Origin of the sequence: Mycobacterium sp. GA-2829 (assembly GCF_001499965.1) — a bacterium.
Taxonomy (GTDB): Bacteria; Actinomycetota; Actinomycetes; order Mycobacteriales; family Mycobacteriaceae; genus Mycobacterium.
Genome location: NZ_LQIT01000028.1, coordinates 23,181 through 44,990, shown reverse-complemented (window position 1 = coordinate 44,990; position 21,810 = coordinate 23,181). Strand labels below are relative to the sequence as shown.

Genomic DNA, 21,810 nt, shown 5'->3' with positions numbered 1-21,810 from the left:
CTAAGACGCGACCGCGGGACTGAACCGCACCAGGTGTCGCCGTCCGCCCGTCGCGACGGTGCCGTTCTGCTCGAGCGCCTGCGCCACCGCGTCGCGATACTCGGTCAGCCCGCCCGGCGGCTGCGGGATCACCTCGTCGATGTCGTGTTCGTGCATCACCGCATCGCACTCCAGCGATTCGACCAGCGGCCGCGCCAATCCCGACGGGATCGGGGTCACCAGACCCACCCAGCGGCTCGCGAGCGTGGGCGTCAGCCACGGCAAGACCACGAACCGGCGCCGGCTCAGCCCGGCGACGTCGGCGTAGACCTGCATCGCATCGCCGTACTCGAGGACGTCCGGGCCGCCGATGTCCCAGGTGCGCGACTCGGGCACCGCCGCGGTGGCCGCCTCCACGAGGTAGTACAGCGCGTCGTCGATGGAGATCGGCTGGATCTTGTTGTGCACCCACTTCGGCGCGGTCATCACCGGCAGTCGGTCGGTCAGGTGGCGGATCATCTCGAACGACGCCGACCCGGACCCGATCACGATGCCGGCCTGCAGCACCACGGTCTCGACGCCGGAGTCGATGAGGATGTCGCCGACCTCGGTGCGGGATGCCAGGTGGCGCGAGAGCTCCACACCCTCGGGGTGCAGCCCGCTCAGGTACACGATCCGCCGGACTCCAGCCTTCTTCGCGGCCGCCACCACGTTGCGCGCGGATTCGGCCTCCTCGGCGACGAAGTTCTTCGAGGTGCCCATGGAGTGCACCAGGTAGTAGACGACGTCCATCCCGTCGAAGGCCTGCACCAGCGAGTCCGGGTCGGTCAGATCGCCCTTCGCGACGTCGGCGCGGTCACGCCACGGTGCGCTGTCCAGCTTGCCGGGCGTGCGGGCCATCGCACGGACCTGAAGTCCGCGGTCGAGCAGCGCGGGCACCAGTTGCCCGCCGATGTAGCCCGTCGCGCCCGTCACCAAGCACCGGATGTTGTCAGCCACGCCAGATCTCCGTTCGTTTCCGTCTCACGTGATTCGGAGCCGGTAGCCGCACGGATGACCGCGGAACGGGTCAGGCAAACCCGCAGCCGGGATCCGGTGCGTCGTCGGCCAGCGCGGAACCGGCGGGGTTGATGTAGAGGACCTGAAGCACGAGTGGCGTCGGTCCGACGTTGCGGCCGATGTGCACGTAGCCCGGGCCACCCTTCTCGGCGATGTCCTGACTTGCAACGTAGAAGCCGTCGACCGAACAGTCCGCCCGGTTGTGCAGCAGCACACCCTCCTTGACCGTGGCCAGCAACTGGCCCGTGTGCGAGTGCCAGCCGGTGCTGCCGCCCGGGGCGATCGTGATCTCGCGGAACACGTAGTCGTTGCCCCCGTCGGTCATCTCCCACAGCACGGTGCCCTCGGTGTCGCGGGGCGGGGTGGCCGCCGCGGGGGCCGCGAACGTCGCCAAGACCGGGAGGACGCCTACCGCGGCCGCCAGAACGAGGTGTTGTGGGTTCATGGGCGCCCACGCTTCCACACCGTGCGCCGCGGGTACGCCGAAACGCGCAGGCAGCGATCCCGGAGGCGTTTAACGTCGCGCAGGCGCGGGCGGTAGCCTTTCAGTCGATGACCGAGCGCGCCGAACAACACGGCATTTCCTACGCATCGGCCGGTGTGGACATCGAGGCCGGTGATCGCGCCGTCGAACTGTTCAAACCGCTGGCCGCGAAAGCCACCCGACCCGAGGTTCGCGGGGGGCTCGGCGGCTTCGCCGGGCTGTTCGCCCTTCGCGGCGGCTACCGCGAACCCGTACTGGCCTCCTCGACCGACGGGGTCGGCACCAAGCTGGCCGTCGCCCAGGCGATGGACAAGCACGACACGGTCGGGCTCGACCTGGTCGCCATGGTCGTCGACGACCTGGTGGTCTGCGGCGCCGAACCGCTGTTCCTCCAGGACTACATCGCCGTGGGCCGGACCGTGCCCGAACGGGTCAGCCAGCTGGTCGGCGGCATCGCGGAGGGCTGCGTCATCGCCGGCTGCGCGTTGCTGGGCGGGGAGACCGCCGAACACCCCGGGCTGATGGAGCCCGACCACTACGACATCTCGGCGACCGGTATCGGCATCGTCGAGGCCGACGACGTGCTGGGCCCCGATCGGGTCCGCCCCGGCGACGTGATCATCGCGATGGGGTCCTCGGGGCTGCACTCCAACGGCTACTCACTGGCCCGCAAGGTGCTGCTCGAGATCGACCGGATGAACCTCGCCGGCCACGTCGAGGAGTTCGGCCGCACCCTCGGTGAGGAACTGCTCGAACCCACCCGGATCTACGCCAAGGACTGCCTCGCGCTGGCCGCCGAGACCCAGGTGCGGACGTTCTGCCACGTCACCGGCGGCGGACTCGCGGGCAACCTCGAACGCGTCGTGCCCAACGGCCTGATGGCCGAACTCGACCGCGGCACCTGGACGCCCGCTCCGGTGTTCCAGATGATCGCCCAGCGCGGGCGCATCGAACGCGTCGAGATGGAGAAGACGTTCAACATGGGCATCGGCATGGTGGCCGTCGTCGCGCCGGAGGACACCGACCGCGCACTGGCCATTCTGACCGCCCGCCACATCGACTGCTGGACGCTCGGCACAGTGAAGAAGGCCGGCAAGGATGAGCCGCGGGCACTGCTGGTGGGTCAGCACCCGCGGTTCTGATCGAGCAGTGCGGAACTAGCGGCGCCAGTCGTCCTCGGGTGCCCACGGATCGTCGGCGAGGCTGTCGCCGTGGTCGATGTCGTCGGACCCGCCCGACAGCTCGCGCTGTAGCCGTTCGAAGTCAGTTTGTGGCGAGCTGTACTTGAGGTCGCGTGCGACCTTCGTCTGCTTCGCCTTCGCCCGGCCGCGGCCCATGGGGGACCCCCTCGCGCAATAACGGAGCGGCCTTTAGAACAGGCGGCTCCGATTCTCCGATGTCGTTATTGTCCTGTCCACACTTTAGCGTGCCCGCCCGTCCTGTGCTGGCAGGCCCTCGCCCCCGGTGACAAGACTCACCGCGCGCCGCCCCGCAGGCGCTCCACCGCGAGCCGTCCGGCGCCGACGTGATCGGTCGACGGCAGTGAGTCGGCGTCGATGACGGCGGTCGCCTCGACGGCTCCGCCGGTGGTCAGCGGGGTGTCGGCGGGCAGTCCCCGCTTGACGAGTGCGAGCGCCACCGGGCCGTCGTCGATGTGGTCGACGACGGTGCCGAGCCGGCCGACGGTGCGACCGCCCGCGAGCACCGGATCACCCGTCGCAGGCCGGTCGGTGGTCCCGTCCAGCTGCAGCCGGACCAGCATGCGGGGTGGTTTTCCCAGGTTGTGGACGCGAGCGACGGTCTCCTGCCCGCGGTAGCAGCCCTTGTCGAGGTGGACCGCGGCGCCGATCCAGCCGACCTCGTGCGGGATCGTCCGCTCGTCGGTGTCCACGCCGAGACGGGCCTGCAGGGTCGCGACCCGGTGTGCGTCGTAGGCCCACAGCCCCGCGGGCCGCACACCCGCGGCGGTGAGGCGGGCCTGCCAGTCGGCCACCTGGTCGCGCGGCACCACCAGATCGAGCTCCACACCCGCGGCGGGCAGCCGGCGCACGAAACCGCCGCCGCGGAGCGCGACCGCGGACGCTTCAGCCGGTAGCGAACCCAATCCCAGCGCGTCGAGAACCGGCGTGTCGGCCAGCGCGGGACCTAGCAGGGAGAGCACCGCCAGGTCGGCGGGTTCGACGGTCACATCGGCCCAGAAGACCATCTTGCGGAGGTAGGTCAGTAACGGTTCGCCGCGCCACGGTTCGGTGTCGAGGTGGAGCACGCCGTCGAGTTCGGTCTGCCACCAGTGGTCCTCGACGCGGCCCTGGCCGTCGAGGCTCAGGTTCTGGACGGCGGTGCCGTCGGGCTGGGCGCTGACGTGCTGGGTGGTGAGGCTGTGCAGCCAGGAGAGGCGTTCGGCGCCGGTGAGCGTGAGCGTCGCACGGTGGGAGCGGTCGACGAGCACGGCGCCGTCGGTCGCCGCGCGCTGCTCGCCGAGCGGATCGCCGTAGTGCCACACCGCCCCGGCGTCCGGACCTTCGGGCACGGGAACTGCTGACATAGGTCAACTCTACGGGTCTACGCTGGTGGCCCATGGCGAGCGGACCCGGTGTGATCGTCACCCTCGACGGTGCAATCCACGACGCACAGACACCCCTGTTGCACGCCGACGATCTGGCCGCCGTGCGCGGGGACGGCATCTTCGAGACGCTGCTGATCCGCGACGGCAGACCGTGCCTGCTGGAGGCGCACCTCGGGCGGCTGGCGCAGTCGGCACGGATGATGGAACTCCCCGAACCCGAGGGCGATCACTGGCGTTCGGCGGTCGACACCGCGGTGCGCCGGTGGACGGCCGACGGCGGCGGCGAAGGTGTGCTGCGGTTGGTGTGCAGTCGAGGCCGGGAGGGCGGCGGACCGCCGACGGCCTACGTCTCGATCGGTGCGCTGCCCGCGCGGGTGGCGGCCGCCCGCCGCGACGGGGTCGCGGCGCTGACGCTGGCGCGTGGCCTGCCGACGGACGCGGCCGATCTGCCGTGGCTGCTGGCGGGCGCCAAGACCCTGTCGTACGCGGTGAACATGGCGGCGCTGCGGCACGCCGAGAAGCACGGCGCCGGGGACGTGATCTTCGTCAGCAGCGACGGCCACATCCTGGAGGGTCCGCGCTCGACTGTGGTGATCGCCACGGAGATGGAGGGCGGGGGACTGGGGCTGCTGACCCCGCCGCCGTGGTATCCGATCCTGCGCGGCACCACCCAGCAGGCGCTGTTCGAGGTGGCGCGCGACAAGGGTTACGACTGCGACTACCGCGCGTTGACGGTCGCGGATCTGATTGCCGCACAAGGTGTTTGGCTGGTGTCGAGTATCACGCTCGCGGCACGGGTGCACACCCTCGACGGTGCGGTGCTGCAGCCGACGACGCTCGCGGCGGAGATGGCCGCCCTCGTCGACGCGGCCATCGTGAGCGATCGCTGAGGGCGAAGTGAAATTCCCTTGTCGGTGCGAGGATCCGCGGGTACGGTCGCTCGTACACAGGGAAGGAGGTGGTCCGACAAATTGAGTGACTTATGGACATGTGAGGTGGCTGCCCGCTAGCAGCACCGGGGGAGTCGTATTGCACCGACCTGTGTGCGCTGGCGAATTCCCCGCAGTCACCCGGCCCCCGAGCCCCTCGGTCCGTCCAACCAGGAACCAACGGCTCGGGGGCTGCCCCATTTCTGAAGCAGTTGACGCACTTTCGCCGCCGGGTGCGCTCAGCCCGGGCCGGGTGCGAGCGACGCGCAGGCATCCAGCGCGTCCTCCCACGCGGTGCGGTCGACGCCCGCGGGCGGACCGGTGTTGGGACCCGGCGCGGCCGGTACGCCGTGCTGGTTGAGGCAGTCCGCATAGGACCCGTGATCGCCCGTGCTCGGGGTATCGCCGTCCGACGAGTCCCCGGAACCGCACGCCGCCAGTACACCCGCGGCGGCCAGTGCCACCGTCACGTACCGCCACCGCACTAGCCGGCGAACCTCGTCAACCGGGCCGACAGATGCGGGACCAACCCGCCGTCGGCGTCCACCCGCTCCTCGACGTAGGCCAGATCGCCGCCCTCGACGATCCCGTAGAGCCGCTTCGCGCCACCGACGAGCGTGCCGGACTTGCTGCGCGCCAACGCATCGGTCACCAGCTCCCAGGACGACTGGTTGAGCGGACGGCCGTAGAACAGCTCCACGTAGCCGGCCGAATGCGCCAGCAGGAGTTCGATCGCCTGCGATTCGGACGGGTCAGCGGGATCGGTCACGAACCGCCAGAAACCCGTCTCGCGCAGCCCGACGCGCTCGTAGTCGCCGGATTCGGTCAGCCGCCAGGACCGCGCCTCCCAGTTCAGGTAGTCGCCGCCGTCGTGGGAGACGACGATCTGCTGACCGAACCGGTAGTCGCCGTGGGAGTCTCGGCCCTCACCCTCACCGCGCCACACCCCGACCAGAGGGAGCAGCGCGAGCAGCGCATCGTTGAAACCGGCGCCCTCGCGCAGGTTCGCGGTGTCGGCGGGCAGCGGAAGATCGTCGAACGCCGGGATGTTGCGCGCGGCGGTGATCTTGGCCCGCTCCGCGGCGTCGGCTACGGCACGGTCGCCGGACGTCGAGAAGATGGAGCCGGCGGGGGCGTCGTCAGGTTCCTGCGGCGAGGTCACGACTCGTCGGTGATGAGGCGGTACAGCGCGTACAGCGCGAACCACGTGATCACCAAGGTGCACACCACCAACAGGATTTCGTAGAACAGGACCACACGGTCAGTTTAACCACCCGATCCTGGCGCTTCGCGTCCGGTGGGTTCAGCCGAGCTTGTCCATGAACTGCGGACAGAAGGCGCCCGTCGCGGCGCCCACAAAGACACCGGCCTGCTCCGGGGTCCAGTCGGTGACGCTGAGCAGATCGTTCAGTTCCTGCCCGAAGGTGGCGCCGTTGACCCAGTCGGTGCACACGGCGTGGCCGGTGTCGATGACGGCGGGAGTGTCCGCCGGTTCCCATTCGATGCCCTCGGCGGCGATCGCGTCGAGGAACGCGTCCTCGGGTGCGGCCGTGGCTGCTGGGGCGGTCGCCAGCGCGACGGCACCGAGTACCGACGCGGCCGCGCACGAGAGCGTCATCTTCATAGCGGCCCCGTTCGACCAATTGACACCTGCGTCAACGCAGGACTGACCACATCGTGACCGATCGCGGGGCACTTCGCAGCAGATTCGCAGGAATCAGCGGCACGCCGGGGCGCGGACGCCCCGGCGTGCCGAGGAAGGGTCGGTCAGGCGACCTTGACGTCGACCTCGTGGATGCCCGCGCCCGACGGCGCGACCGTGGCATCGCCGTTGCCGATCTTCGACAGCGCACGCAGCGTCCAGGTGCCCGGCGCGGCGAAGAACCGGAAGTCACCGGTTGCCGATGCGACGACCTCGGCGGTGAACTCGTCGGAGGCGTCGAGCAGGCGCACGAACGCGCCACCGACGGCCTGACCCGAGCCGTCCACCACACGACCGGTGATCACGGTTTCCTTCTCCAGGTCGACGCTGGCGGGCAGTGCCAGGCCTTGCTTAGGAGGAGCGCACATATCTAACTTCCCAACTCGATCGGGGCACCCACCAGGGAGCCGTATTCCGTCCAACTACCGTCGTAGTTCTTGACGTTCTTGTGTCCCAGCAGTTCCTGCAGGACGAACCAGGTGTGCGAGGACCGCTCACCGATGCGGCAGTAGGCGATGGTCTCCTTGTCGCCGTCCAGGCCGGCCTCCGCGTAGATCTTCGCGAGATCCTCGTCGGACTTGAAGGTGCCGTCCTCGTTGGCGGCCTTGCTCCACGGCACGTTGATGGCCGTGGGGATGTGGCCGGCACGCTGGCTCTGCTCCTGCGGCAGGTGCGCCGGCGCGAGGATCTTGCCGGAGAACTCGTCGGGGGAGCGCACGTCGACCAGGTTCTTCTGCCCGATCGCGGCGATCACCTCGTCGCGGAAGGCCCGGATGCTGGTGTCGGGCTGCTTGGCGGTGTAGCTGGTCGCCGGACGGCTCACCGGATCGCTGGACAGCGGACGGCCGTCGAGCTCCCACTTCTTGCGGCCGCCGTCGAGCAGCTTGACGTTCTCGTGGCCGTACAGCTTGAAGTACCAGTACGCGTAGGCGGCGAACCAGTTGTTGTTGCCGCCGTAGAGGATCACGGTGTCGTCGTTGGCGATCCCGCGGTCGCTCAGCAGCTTCGAGAACTGCTGGGCGTCGACGAAGTCGCGACGCACCGGATCCTGCAGATCGGACTTCCAGTCGAGCTTGACCGCGCCCTCGATGTGTCCGGTGTCGTAGGCCGAGGTGTCCTCGTCCACCTCGACGAACACGGTGTTCGGCGCGTTGAGATTGCTCTCGGCCCAGTCGGTGGTGACCAGGACGTCGGAGCGAGCCATCGATGATCCTTTCGTTGCTACTGCGAAGTCATGCAGGGGTGGGAACCCGGCGGAACCGGGCTGCGAGCGGGTAGAGCTGGCAGCCCAGGCAGATGCCGAAGGCCGCGTTGAGAAACGCCGCGAACAGTGCGAACGCGGTGAAGACGACACCGACCGCCGGCCAGCCCGCGGCGAAGCCGACGGTGCCTGCGGCGGCGAAGACGAAGCCGACGAGCTGCGCGAACTTCAGCGGTGGCACCGGTTCGCGGTCGGTCACCGGGCCGAGCCGGGGCGCGATCAGGCGGCGGAACGCGACCCCGTAGGGGTGTCGCTGCGGGCCGGCCGTGGCGCCGACGGCGAACACCACGGTCTGCAGTCCCAGCACCACGGCCGCCGCGGCGGCGCTGACGGCCGAGACCAGCAGCGTCACCACGAGCACCGCGGTGGTCACCCAGGCGGTGAACCGGGGACCGCGGACGTCGACCCGGGGGGCCGACACGGTCTCGGTCGCCTTGGACACGGTGGACATGTGGTCGTACTCCTGTTGCGTTGATGTCTGGTTGTGGACATGCCAGAGCCGCTAGCTCGAGCGTGCGCGGCGCGGCCGCGCGTGAGCGCTCAGCGACAACAACAACAGCAACAACCCGCAACGCGGCACAGATCGACTGCGCGGCGCTTGGTGAGCATCAGCTCGAGGCGGGCGAACACGCGGCCAGCTTACCCAATGACCGGGTGATCAAGCCAACAGCGGTTCGACAACCGCGCGCAGGTCAGCGGCCTTGGGCACACCCGACGTGCGATAGCGCGGCCTGCCGTCGGCGTCGAAGACGATCGTCGTCGGCAGGGACAGCACCGAAAGGCGCCTGGCCGCTTCCGGATTGGCGTCGATGTCGATCTCGACGTGGGACACCCGGGGCAGGTCCCGGCACACCTGGTCGACCACCCGGCGCACCGCGTCACACGGTCCGCACCAGTCCGCGCTGAAGTGCAGCACGGTCGGTCCGGTGTCGGACAACCCGAGCCCGGAGGTGTCGATGTCGGCCGCGGCGGCCTCGGCCTTGAGCAGGCCCGCGCGCAGGGTGACCAGGCGGCCCACCACGAACGCGATGCCGAACACCGCGATCAGCACCACGATCACCACGAGCCACGACGAGCTCATGACTGGCGGAACCCGTCGAGTGCGATGGTCATGTTCTCGGCGATGCCCTCGATGATGACATCCGAACCGCGGGCGCCCTGGGCCGTCGGGGTGATCGCGAAGGGCAGCTTCTGCCCCGGCACCGTCGTGCTGAACGCGTCGAGCACCGCGGCGGTCTTGTCGTCGGGTACCGCCTGTTCGGCGGTGCCCGCACCGGTGAGCACGTCGGTGGCGGTCAGCACCAGCGTCGTGTCCTCTGGCCCGGTCACCGACAGGTCGACCGCGACTGACACCCGCTCGTCGAAACCCGCCGACCGCGGCGTGCCGGTGAACACCACACCCTTGTTGCTGGAGATCCCGGACTCGGTGGTGCCGCCCGTCGCGTCGTTGGTCTCCCCGGTCGGCGCCTCCACGAGCAGGTCGGGGATCCCGATGAACCGGCCCATGTGCGTGGAATCGATGATGATGCGGCTCTCCACCTTGCCGACGGACATCGCCGCATCCGGCCGGACCAGCCAGGACGTCTCGCTCAGGTCGATGTCGTGCAGCGTCGCCTCCAGGGAGACCTTTCCCACCACGGGGTGATCAACGCCACTGGCGCGGATTTCCATCTCGCCGTAGTGATGGTCCATCGCCTGGGTCGCGAAGGGGAACCCGATGATGCCGACCCAGGGGTCGAACTGTAGGTGCGCGACCTCCCGCACGGCCCGGGACCAGCGGTATTCGGCGTAGATGGCGGCGCCGAAATCGGCTCCGACCGCCCCGACGACCACCGCGGTCAACGTTGCGACGAGCCCGATCAGCACCTTGCGCATCGCCACATTCTGGCTCACCGTGTTCTCCCATTCGGACTTGGCGCGGCTGATTTGCCGGTGGCGCGCTATCGTTACTTGACCCAACGGCCGGTAACGGCCGTGTGTCAGGCACAAATCTGGGAGATCACCGCAGACAAAGACGTCGGCCGACGTCCCCGGACTGCTGGAGGGCCTGTGGATCTGCTCCTATTGACCGTCGACCCGCACCCGGAGTCGGTTCTGCCGTCGCTGTCGCTGCTCGCGCACAACGTGCGCGCCGCACCGACCGAAGTGTCCTCTCTGCTGGAAGCCGGAACCGCCGACGTCGCGATCGTCGACGCCCGCACCGACCTGGCCGCCGCCCGAGGTCTGTGCCGGTTGCTCGGCACCACGGGGACGGCGGTGCCGGTCGTGGCCGTGGTCAACGAGGGCGGTCTGGTCGCGGTCAACCACGAGTGGGGGCTCGACGAGATCCTGCTGCCCAGCACCGGACCCGCCGAGATCGACGCCCGCCTGCGGCTGCTGGTCGGCCGCCGCGGTGGTGTCGCCAACCAGGAGAACGTCGGCAAGATCAGCCTCGGTGAGCTCGTGATCGACGAGGGCACCTACACCGCCCGGTTGCGCGGTCGCCCCCTCGACCTGACCTACAAGGAGTTCGAACTCCTCAAGTACCTCGCCCAGCACGCCGGCCGGGTGTTCACCCGCGCGCAGCTGCTGCAGGAGGTGTGGGGTTACGACTTCTTCGGCGGCACCCGCACGGTCGACGTCCACGTCCGTCGCCTGCGCGCCAAACTCGGCCCCGAATACGAATCGTTGATCGGCACCGTCCGCAACGTCGGCTACAAGGCCGTGCGGCCCGCGCGTGGCCGCCCGCCGGCCCCGGAGGCCGAACTCGCCGACGACGAGGACGACTACGACACCCCCGACAGTGTGCCGCCGTCGCTGTCGGATCCGCTGCGCGCGCCGTGACGGCGATCGACTGGCGTGACGCGCTGACCGAGGCCGAACAGGACGAGATCCGCGGCGTCATCGCCGCCGCCACCCGCGCCGACGGGGTGGCCCCGGTCGGCGATCAGGTCTTGCGTGAACTGCCCGCGGACCGCACCCGGCACCTGGTGGGCGTCGAGGACGGCCGCGTGGTCGGCTACCTCAACCTGGCTCCCGCCTCCGACACCGCGCCGCCGATGGCCGAACTCGTGGTGCACCCCGACTTCCGGCGCCGCGGCGTCGGGACCGCCATGGCGCGGGAGGGCCTCGCGAAAGGTGGTGCGGGAACGCGCATCTGGGCGCACGGCAACCTCGACGCCGCGCAGGCGACCGCGCGCGGCCTCGGCCTGCGGGTGGCGCGTGAGCTGTTGCAGATGCGCAGACCGCTGGCCGACCTGCCGCCGGTGCCCGCCGCCGAGGGCGCCCGGCTGGCCACCTACTCCGGACCCGCCGACGATCCGGAGTTGTTGCGCGTCAACAATTCCGCGTTCTCCTGGCACCCCGAACAGGGCGGCTGGACCGACGCCGACATCGCCGAACGGCGCGACGAACCCTGGTTCGACCCCGACGGGCTGTTCATGGCGTTCGACGAGGCCACGGGCAAGCTGCTCGGATTCCACTGGACGAAGATCCACGGACCCGATCTGGGGGAGGTCTACGTCGTCGGTGTCGACCCCGCCGCCCAGGGCCGCGGTCTGGGCGCCACGCTGACCGCCGTCGGGCTGCACCACCTCGCCGACCGGCTGTCGGATTCCTCACAGCCGACGGTCATGCTCTACGTCGAGGCCGACAACGGCGCGGCCGTGAAGACTTACCGCCGTTTGGGTTTCGACGTCCACAGCGTCGACGCGGCCTACGCCGCCGCCGACAGCCTGTGAAGTCGCTGAACCTGTTCACTTGTCGTTAACCCGCGATCCGCGGACCGTCCACCAGCGGCGCATACGTTGCGCGTTGGGTTCGACGCCGTCTACGAAAGTGGGATAAGTGAAGCTCAAGAGCATGGGCACGCTGTTGTCCGCCACCGCGATCGCTGCGCTGACGCTGACCGCGTGCGGCAGTGACAACAACGCGGGCACCGCCGAGACCACCGGGGCCTCGAGCACCGGTGCCGCAGGCGCCGCGGACTGCGGTGGCAAGAACACGGTGAACGCCGAGGGCTCGACCGCCCAGCAGAACGCGATCGCCCTGTTCAACCAGGTGTGGGGCCAGAAGTGCGCGGGCAAGACGCTGGCCTACAACCCCACCGGATCCGGTGCAGGCCGTGAACAGTTCGTCGCGCGCAACGTCGACTTCGCCGGCTCGGACTCGGCGATCAAGGGCGACCAGGCCCAGCAGGCCGCCCAGCGCTGCGGCGGCAGCCCGGCGTGGAACCTGCCGCTGGTGTTCGGCCCGATCGCGCTGGCCTACAACATCGAAGGGGTCGAGGGCCTGGTCCTCAACGGCGACACCCTCGCCAAGATCTTCCAGGGCCAGATCAAGACGTGGAACGATCCGGCGATCGCCGCACTGAACGAGGGCAAGACGCTGCCCGATACCGCGATCACCCCGATCTTCCGCTCGGACTCCTCGGGCACCACCGACAACTTCCAGAAGTACCTGGCCGCGGCCGCCCCGCAGACGTGGACCAAGGGTGACGGCAGCGAATTCCAGGGCGGTGCAGGCGAAGGCGCCCAGAAGTCGGCCGGTGTGGCGCAGGCCGTGCAGGCCACCCCGGGGTCGATCGGCTACGTCGAGAAGGGTTTCGCCGACCAGGCCGGTCTGGACTACGCCCAGATCGACAACGGCGGCGGCGCCGTCGAACTGACCGACGAGACCGCGGGCAAGGCCATCGACGCCGCGAAGTTCGCGGGCGAGGGTAACGACCTGACCCTCGACCTGAACTCGCTCTACGGGACCAAGGAAGCCGGGGCGTACCCGCTGGTTCTCGCCACCTATGAGATCGTCTGTTCCAACGGCTACGACCCCGAGACGGCCGCCGCGGTGAAGTCCTTCCTCACCGTCGCCGCCAACGACGGGCAGGCCGGGCTGTCCGCCGCCGGCTACGTGCCGCTGCCCGACCGCTTCAAGGAGCGGTTGCTGGGTTCGATCGACGCGATCGGCTCGACGGCCTGATCGTGGTGGCGCCACGACGCGAACACGGCGAGGATGGATTGCGTAGCCGATGACCGACAGGGTGGATGTGACGTTTCCGAATCCGACGGAACGGGGATCGGGCGAGGCGATGGCCGCGCCCTTCCCCGAACCGGAACCCCTCTCCACCGACCCGTCGCGGCATGCGAAGGTGCGGTTCGGCGACCGGGTCTTCCGCGGCCTCGCGGAGGGTTCCGGGGTCTTCATCGTCGCGATCATCGTGGCGATCGGGCTGTTCCTGTTGTGGCGTGCGGTCCCCGCGTTGGCGCGCAACGAGGCGAACTTCTTCCTCTACGGCGGTAACTGGGTCACCACCGACACGTCGGCGATGCGGTTCGGCATCCTCGACCTGCTGCAGGTGACGGTGTTCGTATCGCTGTTCGCCCTGGTGCTGGCGATGCCTGTCGCGTTGGGCATCGCGATCTACCTGACCAATTACGCGCCGAAGCGGGTGGCCGGGCCGCTCGGGTACATGGTGGACCTGCTGGCCGCGGTGCCGTCGATCATCTACGGCGTGTGGGGGCTGTACGTGCTGGCCCCGGCGATCAAACCGTTCGCGGTCTGGCTCAACGACCATCTGTCCTGGCTGTTCCTGTTCGACACAGGGAACGCGTCCGTCGCGGGCGGCGGCACGATCTTCACCGCGGGCATCGTGCTCGCGGTGATGATCCTGCCGATCATCACCGCGGTGACCCGGGAGGTGTTCGTGCAGACACCGCGCGGTCAGATCGAGGCCGCGCTGGCCCTGGGCGCCACCCGGTGGGAGGTGGTCCGCACGACGGTCCTGCCGTTCGGGATGTCCGGCTACATCAGCGGGGCGATGCTCGGCTTGGGCCGCGCGCTCGGTGAGACCATCGCGCTGCTGATCATCCTGCGCGGCACACAGCAGGCCTTCGGTTGGTCGCTGTTCGACGCCGGCTACACGTTCGCCAGCAAGATCGCCGCCGCGGCCTCCGAATTCAACGACCAGTACAAGGCCGGCGCCTACATCGCCGCCGGTCTGGTGCTGTTCGTCCTGACCTTCGTGGTGAACTCGCTGGCCCGTGCCGCGGTCGCCGGAAAGGACCGGTCCGCATCGTGACGACGACTCCGACGAACCCGGTGCTCGACCGACCCGTCAAGGTACCCACCTTCCAGGGTGTCGGCACCCGGCGCAGGATCATCAACGCCGTCGCGACCGTCCTGGTGACGTCGTCGGTGGTGGTGGCGATCGTCCCGCTGCTGTGGGTGCTCTACACCGTGGTGTCCAAGGGCATCGGCGCGGTGACGTCGTCGACGTGGTGGACGCACTCGCAGGCCGGGATGACGGCCTTCCAGTCGGGTGGCGGCGCCTACCACGCCATCGTCGGCACGGTGCTGCAGGCGCTGGTGTGCGCGATCATCTCGATCCCGGTCGGCGTGTTCGTCGGGATCTACCTGGTCGAGTACGGCGGCGGGACCCGCCTGGGCAAGATCACCACCTTCATGGTCGACATCCTCACCGGCGTGCCGTCGATCGTGGCGGCGCTGTTCATCTACGCGCTGTGGGTCGCGACGCTGGGCTTCCAGCGGTCGGGGTTCGCGGTCTCGCTCGCCCTGGTGCTGTTGATGATCCCGGTGATCGTGCGCTCGACCGAGGAGATGCTGCGCGTGGTGCCGATGGATCTGCGCGAGGCGAGTTACGCACTGGGCGTGCCGAAGTGGAAGACCATCTCCTCGATCGTCATCCCGACGGCGCTCTCGGGCATCGTCACCGGCATCCTGCTGTCGCTGGCCCGCGTCATGGGTGAGACGGCGCCGCTGCTGATCCTCGTCGGCTACGCCCAGGCGATGAACTTCGACATGTTCGGCGGCTTCATGGGTTCGTTGCCCGGCATGATGTACGACCAGACCTCCGCCGGCGCCGGCGCGAATCCCGTTCCCACCGACCGCCTCTGGGGCGCGGCACTCACGCTCGTCGTCCTCATCGCAGCGCTCAACGTCGGCGCGCGCTACCTCGCCAGATTCTTCGCCCCCAAGAAAGTCTAGGAACCTGACATGGCCAAGCGGCTGGACCTCAAAGACGTCAACATCTACTACGGGTCGTTCCACGCGGTCGCCGACGTCTCGATGTCGGTGCCCCCGCGCAGCGTCACCGCGTTCATCGGCCCGTCGGGCTGCGGCAAGTCCACCGTGCTGCGCACGCTCAACCGCATGCACGAGGTGATCCCCGGCGCCTACGTCAAGGGCTCGGTGCTGCTCGACGGGGAGGACATCTACGGCGCGGGCGTCGACCCGGTCGGGGTGCGCAAGACCATCGGCATGGTGTTCCAGCGGCCGAATCCGTTCCCCACCATGTCGATTCGCGACAACGTGGTGGCCGGGCTGAAGCTGCAGGGCATGCGCAACCGCAAGACGCTCGACGAGGTCGCCGAGCGGTCGCTGCGGGGGGCGAACCTGTGGAACGAGGTCAAGGACCGGCTCGACAAACCGGGCGGCGGGCTGTCGGGCGGTCAGCAGCAACGGCTGTGCATCGCCCGCGCGATCGCCGTCCAGCCCGACGTGGTGCTGATGGACGAGCCGTGTTCGGCGCTGGACCCGATCTCGACGCTGGCGATCGAGGATCTGATCGCCGAACTCAAACAGGACTTCACGATCGTGATCGTCACCCACAACATGCAGCAGGCCGCGCGCGTGAGCGATCAGACGGCGTTCTTCAACCTCGAGGCGACGGGCAGGCCGGGCAAGCTCATCGAGATCGACGTCACCGAGAAGATCTTCTCCAACCCGACGCAGAAGGCCACCGAGGACTACATCTCCGGTCGCTTCGGCTGACCGGTTCGCCGCACGACGCCAGCCCCCGAGATACCTCGGGGGCTGGTGTGTGTAGCGGACCCGCTCAGCGCGGCGTCGGGATGACCTCTTCGGTCGGGTAGGCGCCGGTGACCTGGAAGATCACCCGACGCGCGACCTCGACGGCGTGGTCGGCGAAGCGTTCGTAGAACCGGCTGAGCAGCGTGACGTCGACCGCGGCGGTGACGCCGTACTTCCACTCCCGGTCCATCAGCACGGTGAACAGGTGGCGGTGCAGGTCGTCCATCGCATCGTCTTCCTCCTGGATGCGGGCGGCCTTCTCCGGGTCGCGGGTCTCCAGCACCTCGCGCGCGGCGTTGCCGAGTTCCACCGCCACGCGGCCCATCTCCGCGAAGTAGCCGTTGACCGCCTCCGGCAGCACGTGCTGGGGGTGGCGCCTGCGCGCGATCTTGGCGACGTGCAGCGCCAGTGCGCCCATCCGGTCCACGTCGGCGACGATCTGGATGGAGCTGACCACGGCGCGCAGATCACCCGCGACGGGCGCCTGCAGGGCGAGCAGTACGAACGCCGCCTCCTCGGCACGGGCGCTCATCACGGCGATCTTGTCGTGGTCGGAGATGACCTGTTCGGCCAGCACCAGGTCGGCCTGCAGGAGTGCCTGGGTCGCGCGCTCCATCGCTCCGCCGGCCAGGCCGCACATCTCACCCAGTTGAGTGGTGAGGGCCCCTAGTTGCTCGTGGTACGCGGTACGCATATGTCAAGCCTAGAGGTCCCCGGCGGCCCCGTCACGGAGCCGCGGGTGAACTGCCGGTGAATCCCACCTGCCCAAACGCCGTTCGGGAGGTCAGTCGCAGCTGGTGTCGGCGGCGTTGGTGACGTTGAGGTCCTCGGGCAGCGGGGCCGGGGTGCTGCCGGTGTCGTGTAACACGTTCACCTGGACCGGGGAGCCGCTGGGCGTCGGGGCCGCGACGGTGTTGAAGTCGCTGCCGAGGACCACCTGCACGATGTCGCCCATCCCGCTGACCCGTTCGATCGTGGGGTTGGCGAACGACGATGCGACAGTGGCCGCCGCCTGCTCGTTGCCGGGGGAGAAGAACACCGTCGTGTCGGTCAGCTCGCTCGGGTAGTCGTCCGGGGTGGTGACGTTGAAGCCGTGCTGCTGCAGGGCGTTCGCGGTGCTCGCGCCCAGCCCGGTCTGCCCGGTCGAGTTCGACACCTGCACGGTGATGTCCTGCGGTTCGGTGGTGACGGCGCTGACGAGCTCGGCCTTCTCGGGGTCTTCGGCGGTGGTGGGTTCCTCGGCCGCGGGGTCGGCCGTCGTCGACTCCGGGGTGCCGGGGACCGGGGTGTTGTCGGCGTTCTTCTCCCCGGGCAGCGGGTCGTCGTTGATGATCGCGTCGAACAGTGCCCGCATGTCGTCTGTGCGCGGGGTCTCGTTACCCCACTCGTCGGCGTAGCCGGTGGTCGGCACCGTGACGAACGTGATCCGTCCCGCGGTCACACCCTGGATCGACTGGCCCAGCGTCACCAGATCGCGGGTGTCGATGTTGTCGACGTAGCTGTCGTCGATGAACATGTTGACCACGTTGTTGAGCTTGGACAGCGAGAAGAAGACCTCCTTGGAGATCAGCCCCCGCATCAGCGACGACAGGAACCGCTGCTGACGCTTGATACGCCCGTAGTCGCCGTTGATCTCGGTGGTCACCTTGCGGGCGCGGACGTAGTTCAGCGCGGTGTGCCCGTCGACCATCTGCCGGCCCGCGTTCGCGAGCACAGTGCCGAGTTCGTAGTCCTCCAGCGGTTCGGTGGTGCACACCTCGACACCGCCGAGCGCGTCGACCATCTTCGAGAACCCGGCGAAGTCGACGGCCATGAACCGGTTGACCGACAGCCCGGACAGCTTCTGGACGACCTTCACCAGACATTTCGGCCCGCCGACGGCGTACGCCGAGTTCAGCTTGGTCTCGGTGTAGACCTCTTCGCGGTTGTACATCGGCGAGTTCGGATCCATGATCGGCCCGTACTGCCGGGTCTCGGGATTCCAGGGTTCGCACTCGATGGGATCGATCGCCAGGTCGCGGGGGAACGAGACCGCGACGACGCGTTTGCGGTTGGCCGGGATGTTCACCAGCATCACGGTGTCCGACCGGGCGCCCGCGGCCTCCTCGGTGGTGCCCGCACCCAGCTCGCTGTTCTGGCCGATCCGGCTATCCACACCGACGATCAGGAAGTTCTCGTCGCCGAACTGCGCGTTCGGGTCGATGATGTCGCGGGAGTCCTGGTCCAGCGCGGACACCTTGTTCATGCTGTTGTTCTTCGACGACTGCCACTGCCAGGCGCCGCCGGTCAGAACCAGTGCGAGCACGGCCAGTAGGGCGGCGGCGGCGCGGCCGGCGATCATCACCCGCCGGCGGCGGTGCGGTTCGTCGGCGCGGAGGGGGACGAGGGCCTTGCCGACGCGCGACGGCGGCACCCGGTCGTCGTCGTCCTCCTCTGCGGCGAGCACGGGCAGTTCGTCGGCGTAGGCGCTGGTGACCGCGGGGATGATCTCGGTCTCCAGGCGGTCGGAATCGGGTTCGCGGATCGGTTCGACGATCGGCTCGATGATCTCGGTCGCCGGGGCGGGCGGCTCGGGTTCGGGCTCCGGCTCTGGTTCGGCGCGGCGCCGCTTCGGGGTGATCTCGACCGGTCCGCTGCCGTCGCCGCTGAGTTTGGCGATGAGGTCGGCGACGGTCACCACACCGTCGGCGTGGCTGCCCGCGGACTCGTCGACTTCGGCCGCTTCGGGTGCGTCGTCGGGTTCCGGCGCGCGTCGCTTCAAGGGTTGACTGCGCTCCCACGGCGCGGCACCGAAAGAACCCGGCGCCGATCGGGTATGCCTGTCCTTGTCGGACCGTGGGTCGCCGGGGCGCCGAGGGTCAGGAGTGGCGTTGTCGCCGTCACTCATGTCCAATCGGCCTCCGATTTCATCCAGCGTGGTGCGCGTCGCGAACGTGCGCAGTGCTCACTGTCTTGTAGCAGCACCGTCGGGACTCCGCCACCGGAGCCGGGCTGCAACGAGAACCACATCGTACTGAGCGATCCTGTGAGGCATCCAGGCGGCGAACGTCTCGAGATCGTCTCGGTCTCGTGACCGGTCAGCCACCCGAGTGCATGACGTCCGCGCCCGCGGGCACGGTGCAGTCGTCCGGATCGTCGAGCCAGCCCTCCGGCAGCGACACCGACGCCGCCGAGCCCTGGCGGCCGCGCGGACCGGTCGCCGCAGGCGGGAACGGCACGTCGGGGTCGAGTTGGCCGAGCAGATCCGACAGTTCGGCACGGGTCTTGACCAGCGCGAGCGCGCGGCGCAGATCCGATCCGGCGGGGAAGCCGTGCAGGTACCAGGCGACGTGTTTGCGGATGTCGCGCATGGCCTTGTCCTCGCCGAAGTGGTCGGTGAGCAGTTCGCCGTGGCGGCGGACGATGTCGGCCACCTCGCCGAGCGTCGGTGGTTCCGGCAGCGGCCGGCCGGTGAACCGCGCCGACAGCTCGGCGAACAACCAGGGCCTGCCCAGGCAGCCGCGTCCGATCACGACGCCGTCGCAGCCGGTGGCGGCCATCATGGCCAGCGCGTCGTCGGCGTCGAAGATGTCGCCGTTGCCGAGCACGGGGACGCTGGTGACGTGCGCCTTGAGCGCGGCGATCTGATCCCAGTCGGCGGTGCCGCTGTACCGCTGCGAGGCGGTGCGGGCGTGCAGCGCGACGGCGGCGGCGCCCTCTTCGGCGGCGATGCGGCCCGCGTCGAGGTGGGTGTGGTGGGCGTCGTCGATGCCGATGCGGAACTTGACGGTGACGGGTATGTCGGTGCCCTCCGTGGCGCGCACCGCGGCCGCGACGATCTGGCCGAACAGTCTGCGCTTGTACGGCAGCGCGGCCCCGCCGCCGCGTTTGGTCACCTTGGGCACCGGACAGCCGAAGTTCATGTCGATGTGATCGGCCATGTCCTCGTCGACGATCATCTTCGCCGCGGCGTAGGTCGTGGCCGGGTCGACGGTGTAGAGCTGCAGCGAGCGCGGGGACTCGTCGGGTGCGAACGCGGTCATGTGCAGCGTGACCGGGTGGCGTTCGACCAGCGCGCGGGCCGTCACCATCTCGCAGACGTAGAGGCCGCTGACCGTTCCGGCCCTGGCCACCTCGAGCTCACGGCACAGTGTGCGGAAGGCGACGTTGGTGACTCCGGCCATCGGGGCGAGGACGACCGGGCTCGGCAATGCCAGCGGCCCGATCCGCAGGTTCGCGGATCGGGCCGTATCGGCGGCTGGGGTTACGACGCTGATGACGCGAGGACCTTACTGGCCTTCTTCTCGGCCATCTTGGCTTCGCGCTCGAGCCGCTTCTGCTTGGCGGTCTCGAACTTCTCGCACGAGTCCTTGAGTTCCTCGACGAGCACGCCGAGGTCGTCGCGCATGCGGGCGGCCTCGCCGGTGAAGTCCTCGCGTTCGAAGATGCGCCACTTCTTGAGCACCGGCATCACGACGTCTTCGAGGTGGATCCGCGGATCGTAGACCCCGCCGACGGCGATGATGACGGCCTTGCGGCGGAACTCCGGCACGGTGTACCCGGGCATCTTGAAGTTGCGCAGCACGCGGTGCAGCGAGTGCATGGCCTGGTCGGGCGCGATGTCGAAGCCGGCCTCGGACACGTCCCGGTAGAAGATCATGTGCAGGTTCTCGTCGGCCGAGACGCGCTGCAGCAGCTGATCGGCGATCGGGTCGTTACACGCCTTGCCGGTGTTGCGGTGCGAGACGCGGGTGGCGAGTTCCTGGAAGGTCACGTAGATGACCGAGTCGAACAGGCTCTCCGCGAACAGGTCGCCCTGCTGGTTCTGGCCGGGGGAGAAGCCGCGGGTCATCTGCTCGACGCGCAGTTCCTCGAGCTGGACGGGGTCCACCGCGCGGGTGACGACGAGGTAGTCGCGCAGCGCGATGCCGTGGCGGTTCTCCTCGGCGGTCCAGCGGTTCACCCACTGGCCCCAGGCGCCGTCCATGCTCATGTTCATCGCGATCTCGCGGTGATACGAGGGCAGGTTGTCCTCGGTGAGGAGGTTCTGCACCATCGCGGTCTGGGCGACCTCGGAGAGCTTCGTCTGCTCGGGATCCCAGTCCTGACCGCCGAGGGCGTAGTAGTTCTTGCCGTCCGACCACGGAATGAAGTCGTGCGGGTTCCAGTCCTTACGCATGGTCAGGTGCCGGTTGAGCAGCTTCTCGACGACCGGCTCCAACTCGTGCAGCAGGTGCAGGTCGGTCAAATTCTCGTGCATGTCCCGTAGTCCTCCTCGCGTGCGGGAGCCCGTCAGCGTTGTCTGTGCCTGTCGGTTGCAGTCAGGTTATCTGTGTACGTCGGTGACATCAAGTTCCGTCGCGCGAGTGTCGCGTGCGTCACCGCGGGTCGTTTGAGCACCTCCGACCACTTTTCGCTGACCGCTGGGTACCCCCGTCGGCGGCCCCTCACGCGCGCGTCAGGAGGTCGAAGCGTGGTTCAGCAGCATGTCGACGCAGTAGTCGATGAACTGTTCGCGCGTGGCGGTGAGCCTGCCGTCCAGGTAGGCGGTGAACAGCGCGGTCAGTGCGCCGATCAGCCCGGTGGCCGCCATCGCCTGGATCGCCGGGTCGGTGATCCGGGTCAGCTTGCGCTGCAGCAGTTCGATGAAATTGGGCATCCACGCCGCGCCGGACTGGGTGAGCACCGGTTCGGACGCCGGCGCCAGCAGCAGCACCCGCCCGCGGGTCGGATCGTCGACCATCAGTTTCACGAAGCGTTCGACCGCGTCGCGGGGCGTCTCGGCGCTGCTCAGGGCAGTCATCGCGCGGCTGCAGACGTCGTCGTAGGCGGCGCGGACGAATTCGTCGCGGTCTTCGAAGCTCTCGTAGAAGTAGCGCTCGGTCAGGCCGGCCTCACGGCACACGGCACGCACGGTCAGGCTCGGACCCTCGGCGCCGCCGAGTAGATCGACCCCCGCGGCGATCAGTTCGTCGCGGCGCAGCGCGGCGCGGTCCTGCAACGGGACCCCGGACCAGCGTCCGCGTCGTTGACCGGAAGACACATCCC

Annotated in this window: 26 protein-coding genes; 8 read left to right on the top strand and 18 right to left on the bottom strand. The window is 68.9% G+C overall.

Features of this window, described 5'->3' with window-relative positions:
* Complete coding sequence (locus tag AU194_RS17690) at positions 1-978, bottom strand: NAD(P)H-binding protein (RefSeq protein WP_059090551.1); 978 nt, start codon at positions 976-978, stop codon at positions 1-3.
* A gap of 70 nt (positions 979-1,048) precedes the next feature.
* A complete protein-coding gene (locus AU194_RS17685; protein ID WP_059090583.1) occupies positions 1,049-1,483 on the bottom strand; it encodes a cupin domain-containing protein in 435 nt (144 codons plus the stop codon).
* A 107-nt stretch (positions 1,484-1,590) separates the two neighbouring features.
* Between AU194_RS17685 and purM the strand changes: the two genes are divergently transcribed.
* Positions 1,591-2,664, top strand: coding sequence for a phosphoribosylformylglycinamidine cyclo-ligase (gene purM, locus AU194_RS17680; RefSeq protein WP_059090550.1), 1,074 nt, complete (start codon positions 1,591-1,593; stop codon positions 2,662-2,664).
* A 15-nt stretch (positions 2,665-2,679) separates the two neighbouring features.
* Here purM and AU194_RS17675 read toward each other — a convergent pair whose 3' ends face one another.
* Positions 2,680-2,859 (bottom strand): DUF3073 domain-containing protein, encoded by a 180-nt coding sequence (locus AU194_RS17675; RefSeq protein ID WP_059090549.1) that lies wholly within the window; start codon positions 2,857-2,859, stop codon positions 2,680-2,682.
* A gap of 137 nt (positions 2,860-2,996) precedes the next feature.
* Positions 2,997-4,067: a folate-binding protein YgfZ gene (locus tag AU194_RS17670; RefSeq protein WP_059090548.1), complete on the bottom strand. Its 1,071-nt coding sequence runs from the start codon at positions 4,065-4,067 to the stop codon at positions 2,997-2,999.
* Between the two features lie 32 nt (positions 4,068-4,099).
* On the opposite strand from AU194_RS17670, the gene AU194_RS17665 reads away from it, so the two are divergent.
* Positions 4,100-4,978 (top strand): aminodeoxychorismate lyase, encoded by an 879-nt coding sequence (locus tag AU194_RS17665; RefSeq protein WP_059090547.1) that lies wholly within the window; start codon positions 4,100-4,102, stop codon positions 4,976-4,978.
* Positions 4,979-5,256: 278 nt separating this feature from the next.
* On the opposite strand, the gene AU194_RS17660 is transcribed toward AU194_RS17665, so the two are convergent.
* The 9 genes from AU194_RS17660 to lmeA form a co-directional block, all read right to left on the bottom strand.
* Positions 5,257-5,487 carry a hypothetical protein gene (locus tag AU194_RS17660; protein WP_369804147.1) on the bottom strand — a complete coding sequence of 77 codons (231 nt, stop codon included), beginning with the start codon at positions 5,485-5,487 and terminating at the stop codon, positions 5,257-5,259.
* Positions 5,488-5,501: 14 nt separating this feature from the next.
* Positions 5,502-6,179: an FABP family protein gene (locus AU194_RS17655; RefSeq protein WP_059090545.1), complete on the bottom strand. Its 678-nt coding sequence runs from the start codon at positions 6,177-6,179 to the stop codon at positions 5,502-5,504.
* Between the two features lie 141 nt (positions 6,180-6,320).
* A complete protein-coding gene (locus AU194_RS17650; RefSeq protein ID WP_059090544.1) occupies positions 6,321-6,641 on the bottom strand; it encodes a DUF732 domain-containing protein in 321 nt (106 codons plus the stop codon).
* Between the two features lie 143 nt (positions 6,642-6,784).
* Positions 6,785-7,087, bottom strand: coding sequence for a DUF1416 domain-containing protein (locus AU194_RS17645; RefSeq protein WP_059090543.1), 303 nt, complete (start codon positions 7,085-7,087; stop codon positions 6,785-6,787).
* Positions 7,088-7,089: 2 nt separating this feature from the next.
* Entirely contained in the window at positions 7,090-7,923 is an 834-nt protein-coding gene (locus AU194_RS17640) for a sulfurtransferase (protein WP_059090542.1), read from the bottom strand.
* Positions 7,924-7,951: 28 nt separating this feature from the next.
* Entirely contained in the window at positions 7,952-8,431 is a 480-nt protein-coding gene (locus tag AU194_RS17635; protein ID WP_059090541.1) for a DUF4395 domain-containing protein, read from the bottom strand.
* An 89-nt stretch (positions 8,432-8,520) separates the two neighbouring features.
* The gene (locus AU194_RS33050; protein WP_369804146.1) at positions 8,521-8,610 is read right to left on the bottom strand and encodes an Ms5788A family Cys-rich leader peptide; all 90 of its coding nucleotides are present in this window, start codon (positions 8,608-8,610) and stop codon (positions 8,521-8,523) included.
* Positions 8,611-8,638: 28 nt separating this feature from the next.
* Complete coding sequence (locus AU194_RS17630) at positions 8,639-9,061, bottom strand: thioredoxin family protein (protein ID WP_059090540.1); 423 nt, start codon at positions 9,059-9,061, stop codon at positions 8,639-8,641.
* Positions 9,058-9,855 (bottom strand): mannan chain length control protein LmeA, encoded by a 798-nt coding sequence (gene lmeA, locus AU194_RS17625; RefSeq protein ID WP_059090539.1) that lies wholly within the window; start codon positions 9,853-9,855, stop codon positions 9,058-9,060. Before lmeA ends, AU194_RS17630 begins: the two co-directional genes overlap by 4 nt.
* A gap of 174 nt (positions 9,856-10,029) precedes the next feature.
* Here lmeA and AU194_RS17620 point away from each other — a divergent pair, with 174 nt between their 5' ends.
* The 6 genes from AU194_RS17620 (at position 10,030) to pstB (ending at position 15,744) form a co-directional block, all read left to right on the top strand.
* A complete protein-coding gene (locus AU194_RS17620) occupies positions 10,030-10,803 on the top strand; it encodes a response regulator transcription factor (RefSeq protein ID WP_059090538.1) in 774 nt (257 codons plus the stop codon).
* On the top strand, positions 10,800-11,699 hold the full coding sequence (gene mshD / locus AU194_RS17615) for a mycothiol synthase (RefSeq protein ID WP_059090537.1): 900 nt from the start codon (positions 10,800-10,802) through the stop codon (positions 11,697-11,699). Before AU194_RS17620 ends, mshD begins: the two co-directional genes overlap by 4 nt.
* Before the next feature lie 121 nt (positions 11,700-11,820).
* Positions 11,821-12,933: a phosphate ABC transporter substrate-binding protein PstS gene (gene pstS / locus AU194_RS17610; RefSeq protein ID WP_157576176.1), complete on the top strand. Its 1,113-nt coding sequence runs from the start codon at positions 11,821-11,823 to the stop codon at positions 12,931-12,933.
* Positions 12,934-12,982: 49 nt separating this feature from the next.
* On the top strand, positions 12,983-14,032 hold the full coding sequence (pstC, locus tag AU194_RS17605; RefSeq protein ID WP_059090535.1) for a phosphate ABC transporter permease subunit PstC: 1,050 nt from the start codon (positions 12,983-12,985) through the stop codon (positions 14,030-14,032).
* Entirely contained in the window at positions 14,029-14,958 is a 930-nt protein-coding gene (pstA, locus tag AU194_RS17600) for a phosphate ABC transporter permease PstA (protein WP_059090534.1), read from the top strand. Before pstC ends, pstA begins: the two co-directional genes overlap by 4 nt.
* A 9-nt stretch (positions 14,959-14,967) precedes the next feature.
* Positions 14,968-15,744, top strand: coding sequence for a phosphate ABC transporter ATP-binding protein PstB (gene pstB, locus AU194_RS17595; protein WP_059090533.1), 777 nt, complete (start codon positions 14,968-14,970; stop codon positions 15,742-15,744).
* A 64-nt stretch (positions 15,745-15,808) separates the two neighbouring features.
* Here pstB and phoU read toward each other — a convergent pair whose 3' ends face one another.
* The 5 genes from phoU to AU194_RS17570 all read right to left on the bottom strand — a co-directional run bounded on the left by phoU (position 15,809) and on the right by AU194_RS17570 (position 21,805).
* Positions 15,809-16,477 (bottom strand): phosphate signaling complex protein PhoU, encoded by a 669-nt coding sequence (gene phoU, locus AU194_RS17590; RefSeq protein WP_059090532.1) that lies wholly within the window; start codon positions 16,475-16,477, stop codon positions 15,809-15,811.
* A gap of 90 nt (positions 16,478-16,567) precedes the next feature.
* Positions 16,568-18,670, bottom strand: a complete 2,103-nt coding sequence (locus tag AU194_RS17585; RefSeq protein ID WP_059090531.1) for an LCP family protein — start codon at positions 18,668-18,670, stop codon at positions 16,568-16,570.
* Positions 18,671-18,860: 190 nt separating this feature from the next.
* A complete protein-coding gene (gene dusB, locus AU194_RS17580; RefSeq protein WP_059090530.1) occupies positions 18,861-19,994 on the bottom strand; it encodes a tRNA dihydrouridine synthase DusB in 1,134 nt (377 codons plus the stop codon).
* A 32-nt stretch (positions 19,995-20,026) separates the two neighbouring features.
* Positions 20,027-21,022 (bottom strand): acyl-ACP desaturase, encoded by a 996-nt coding sequence (locus tag AU194_RS17575; protein WP_059090529.1) that lies wholly within the window; start codon positions 21,020-21,022, stop codon positions 20,027-20,029.
* Between the two features lie 198 nt (positions 21,023-21,220).
* Positions 21,221-21,805, bottom strand: coding sequence for a TetR/AcrR family transcriptional regulator (locus AU194_RS17570; protein WP_059090528.1), 585 nt, complete (start codon positions 21,803-21,805; stop codon positions 21,221-21,223).
* Between the last annotated feature and the right edge of the window lie 5 nt (positions 21,806-21,810).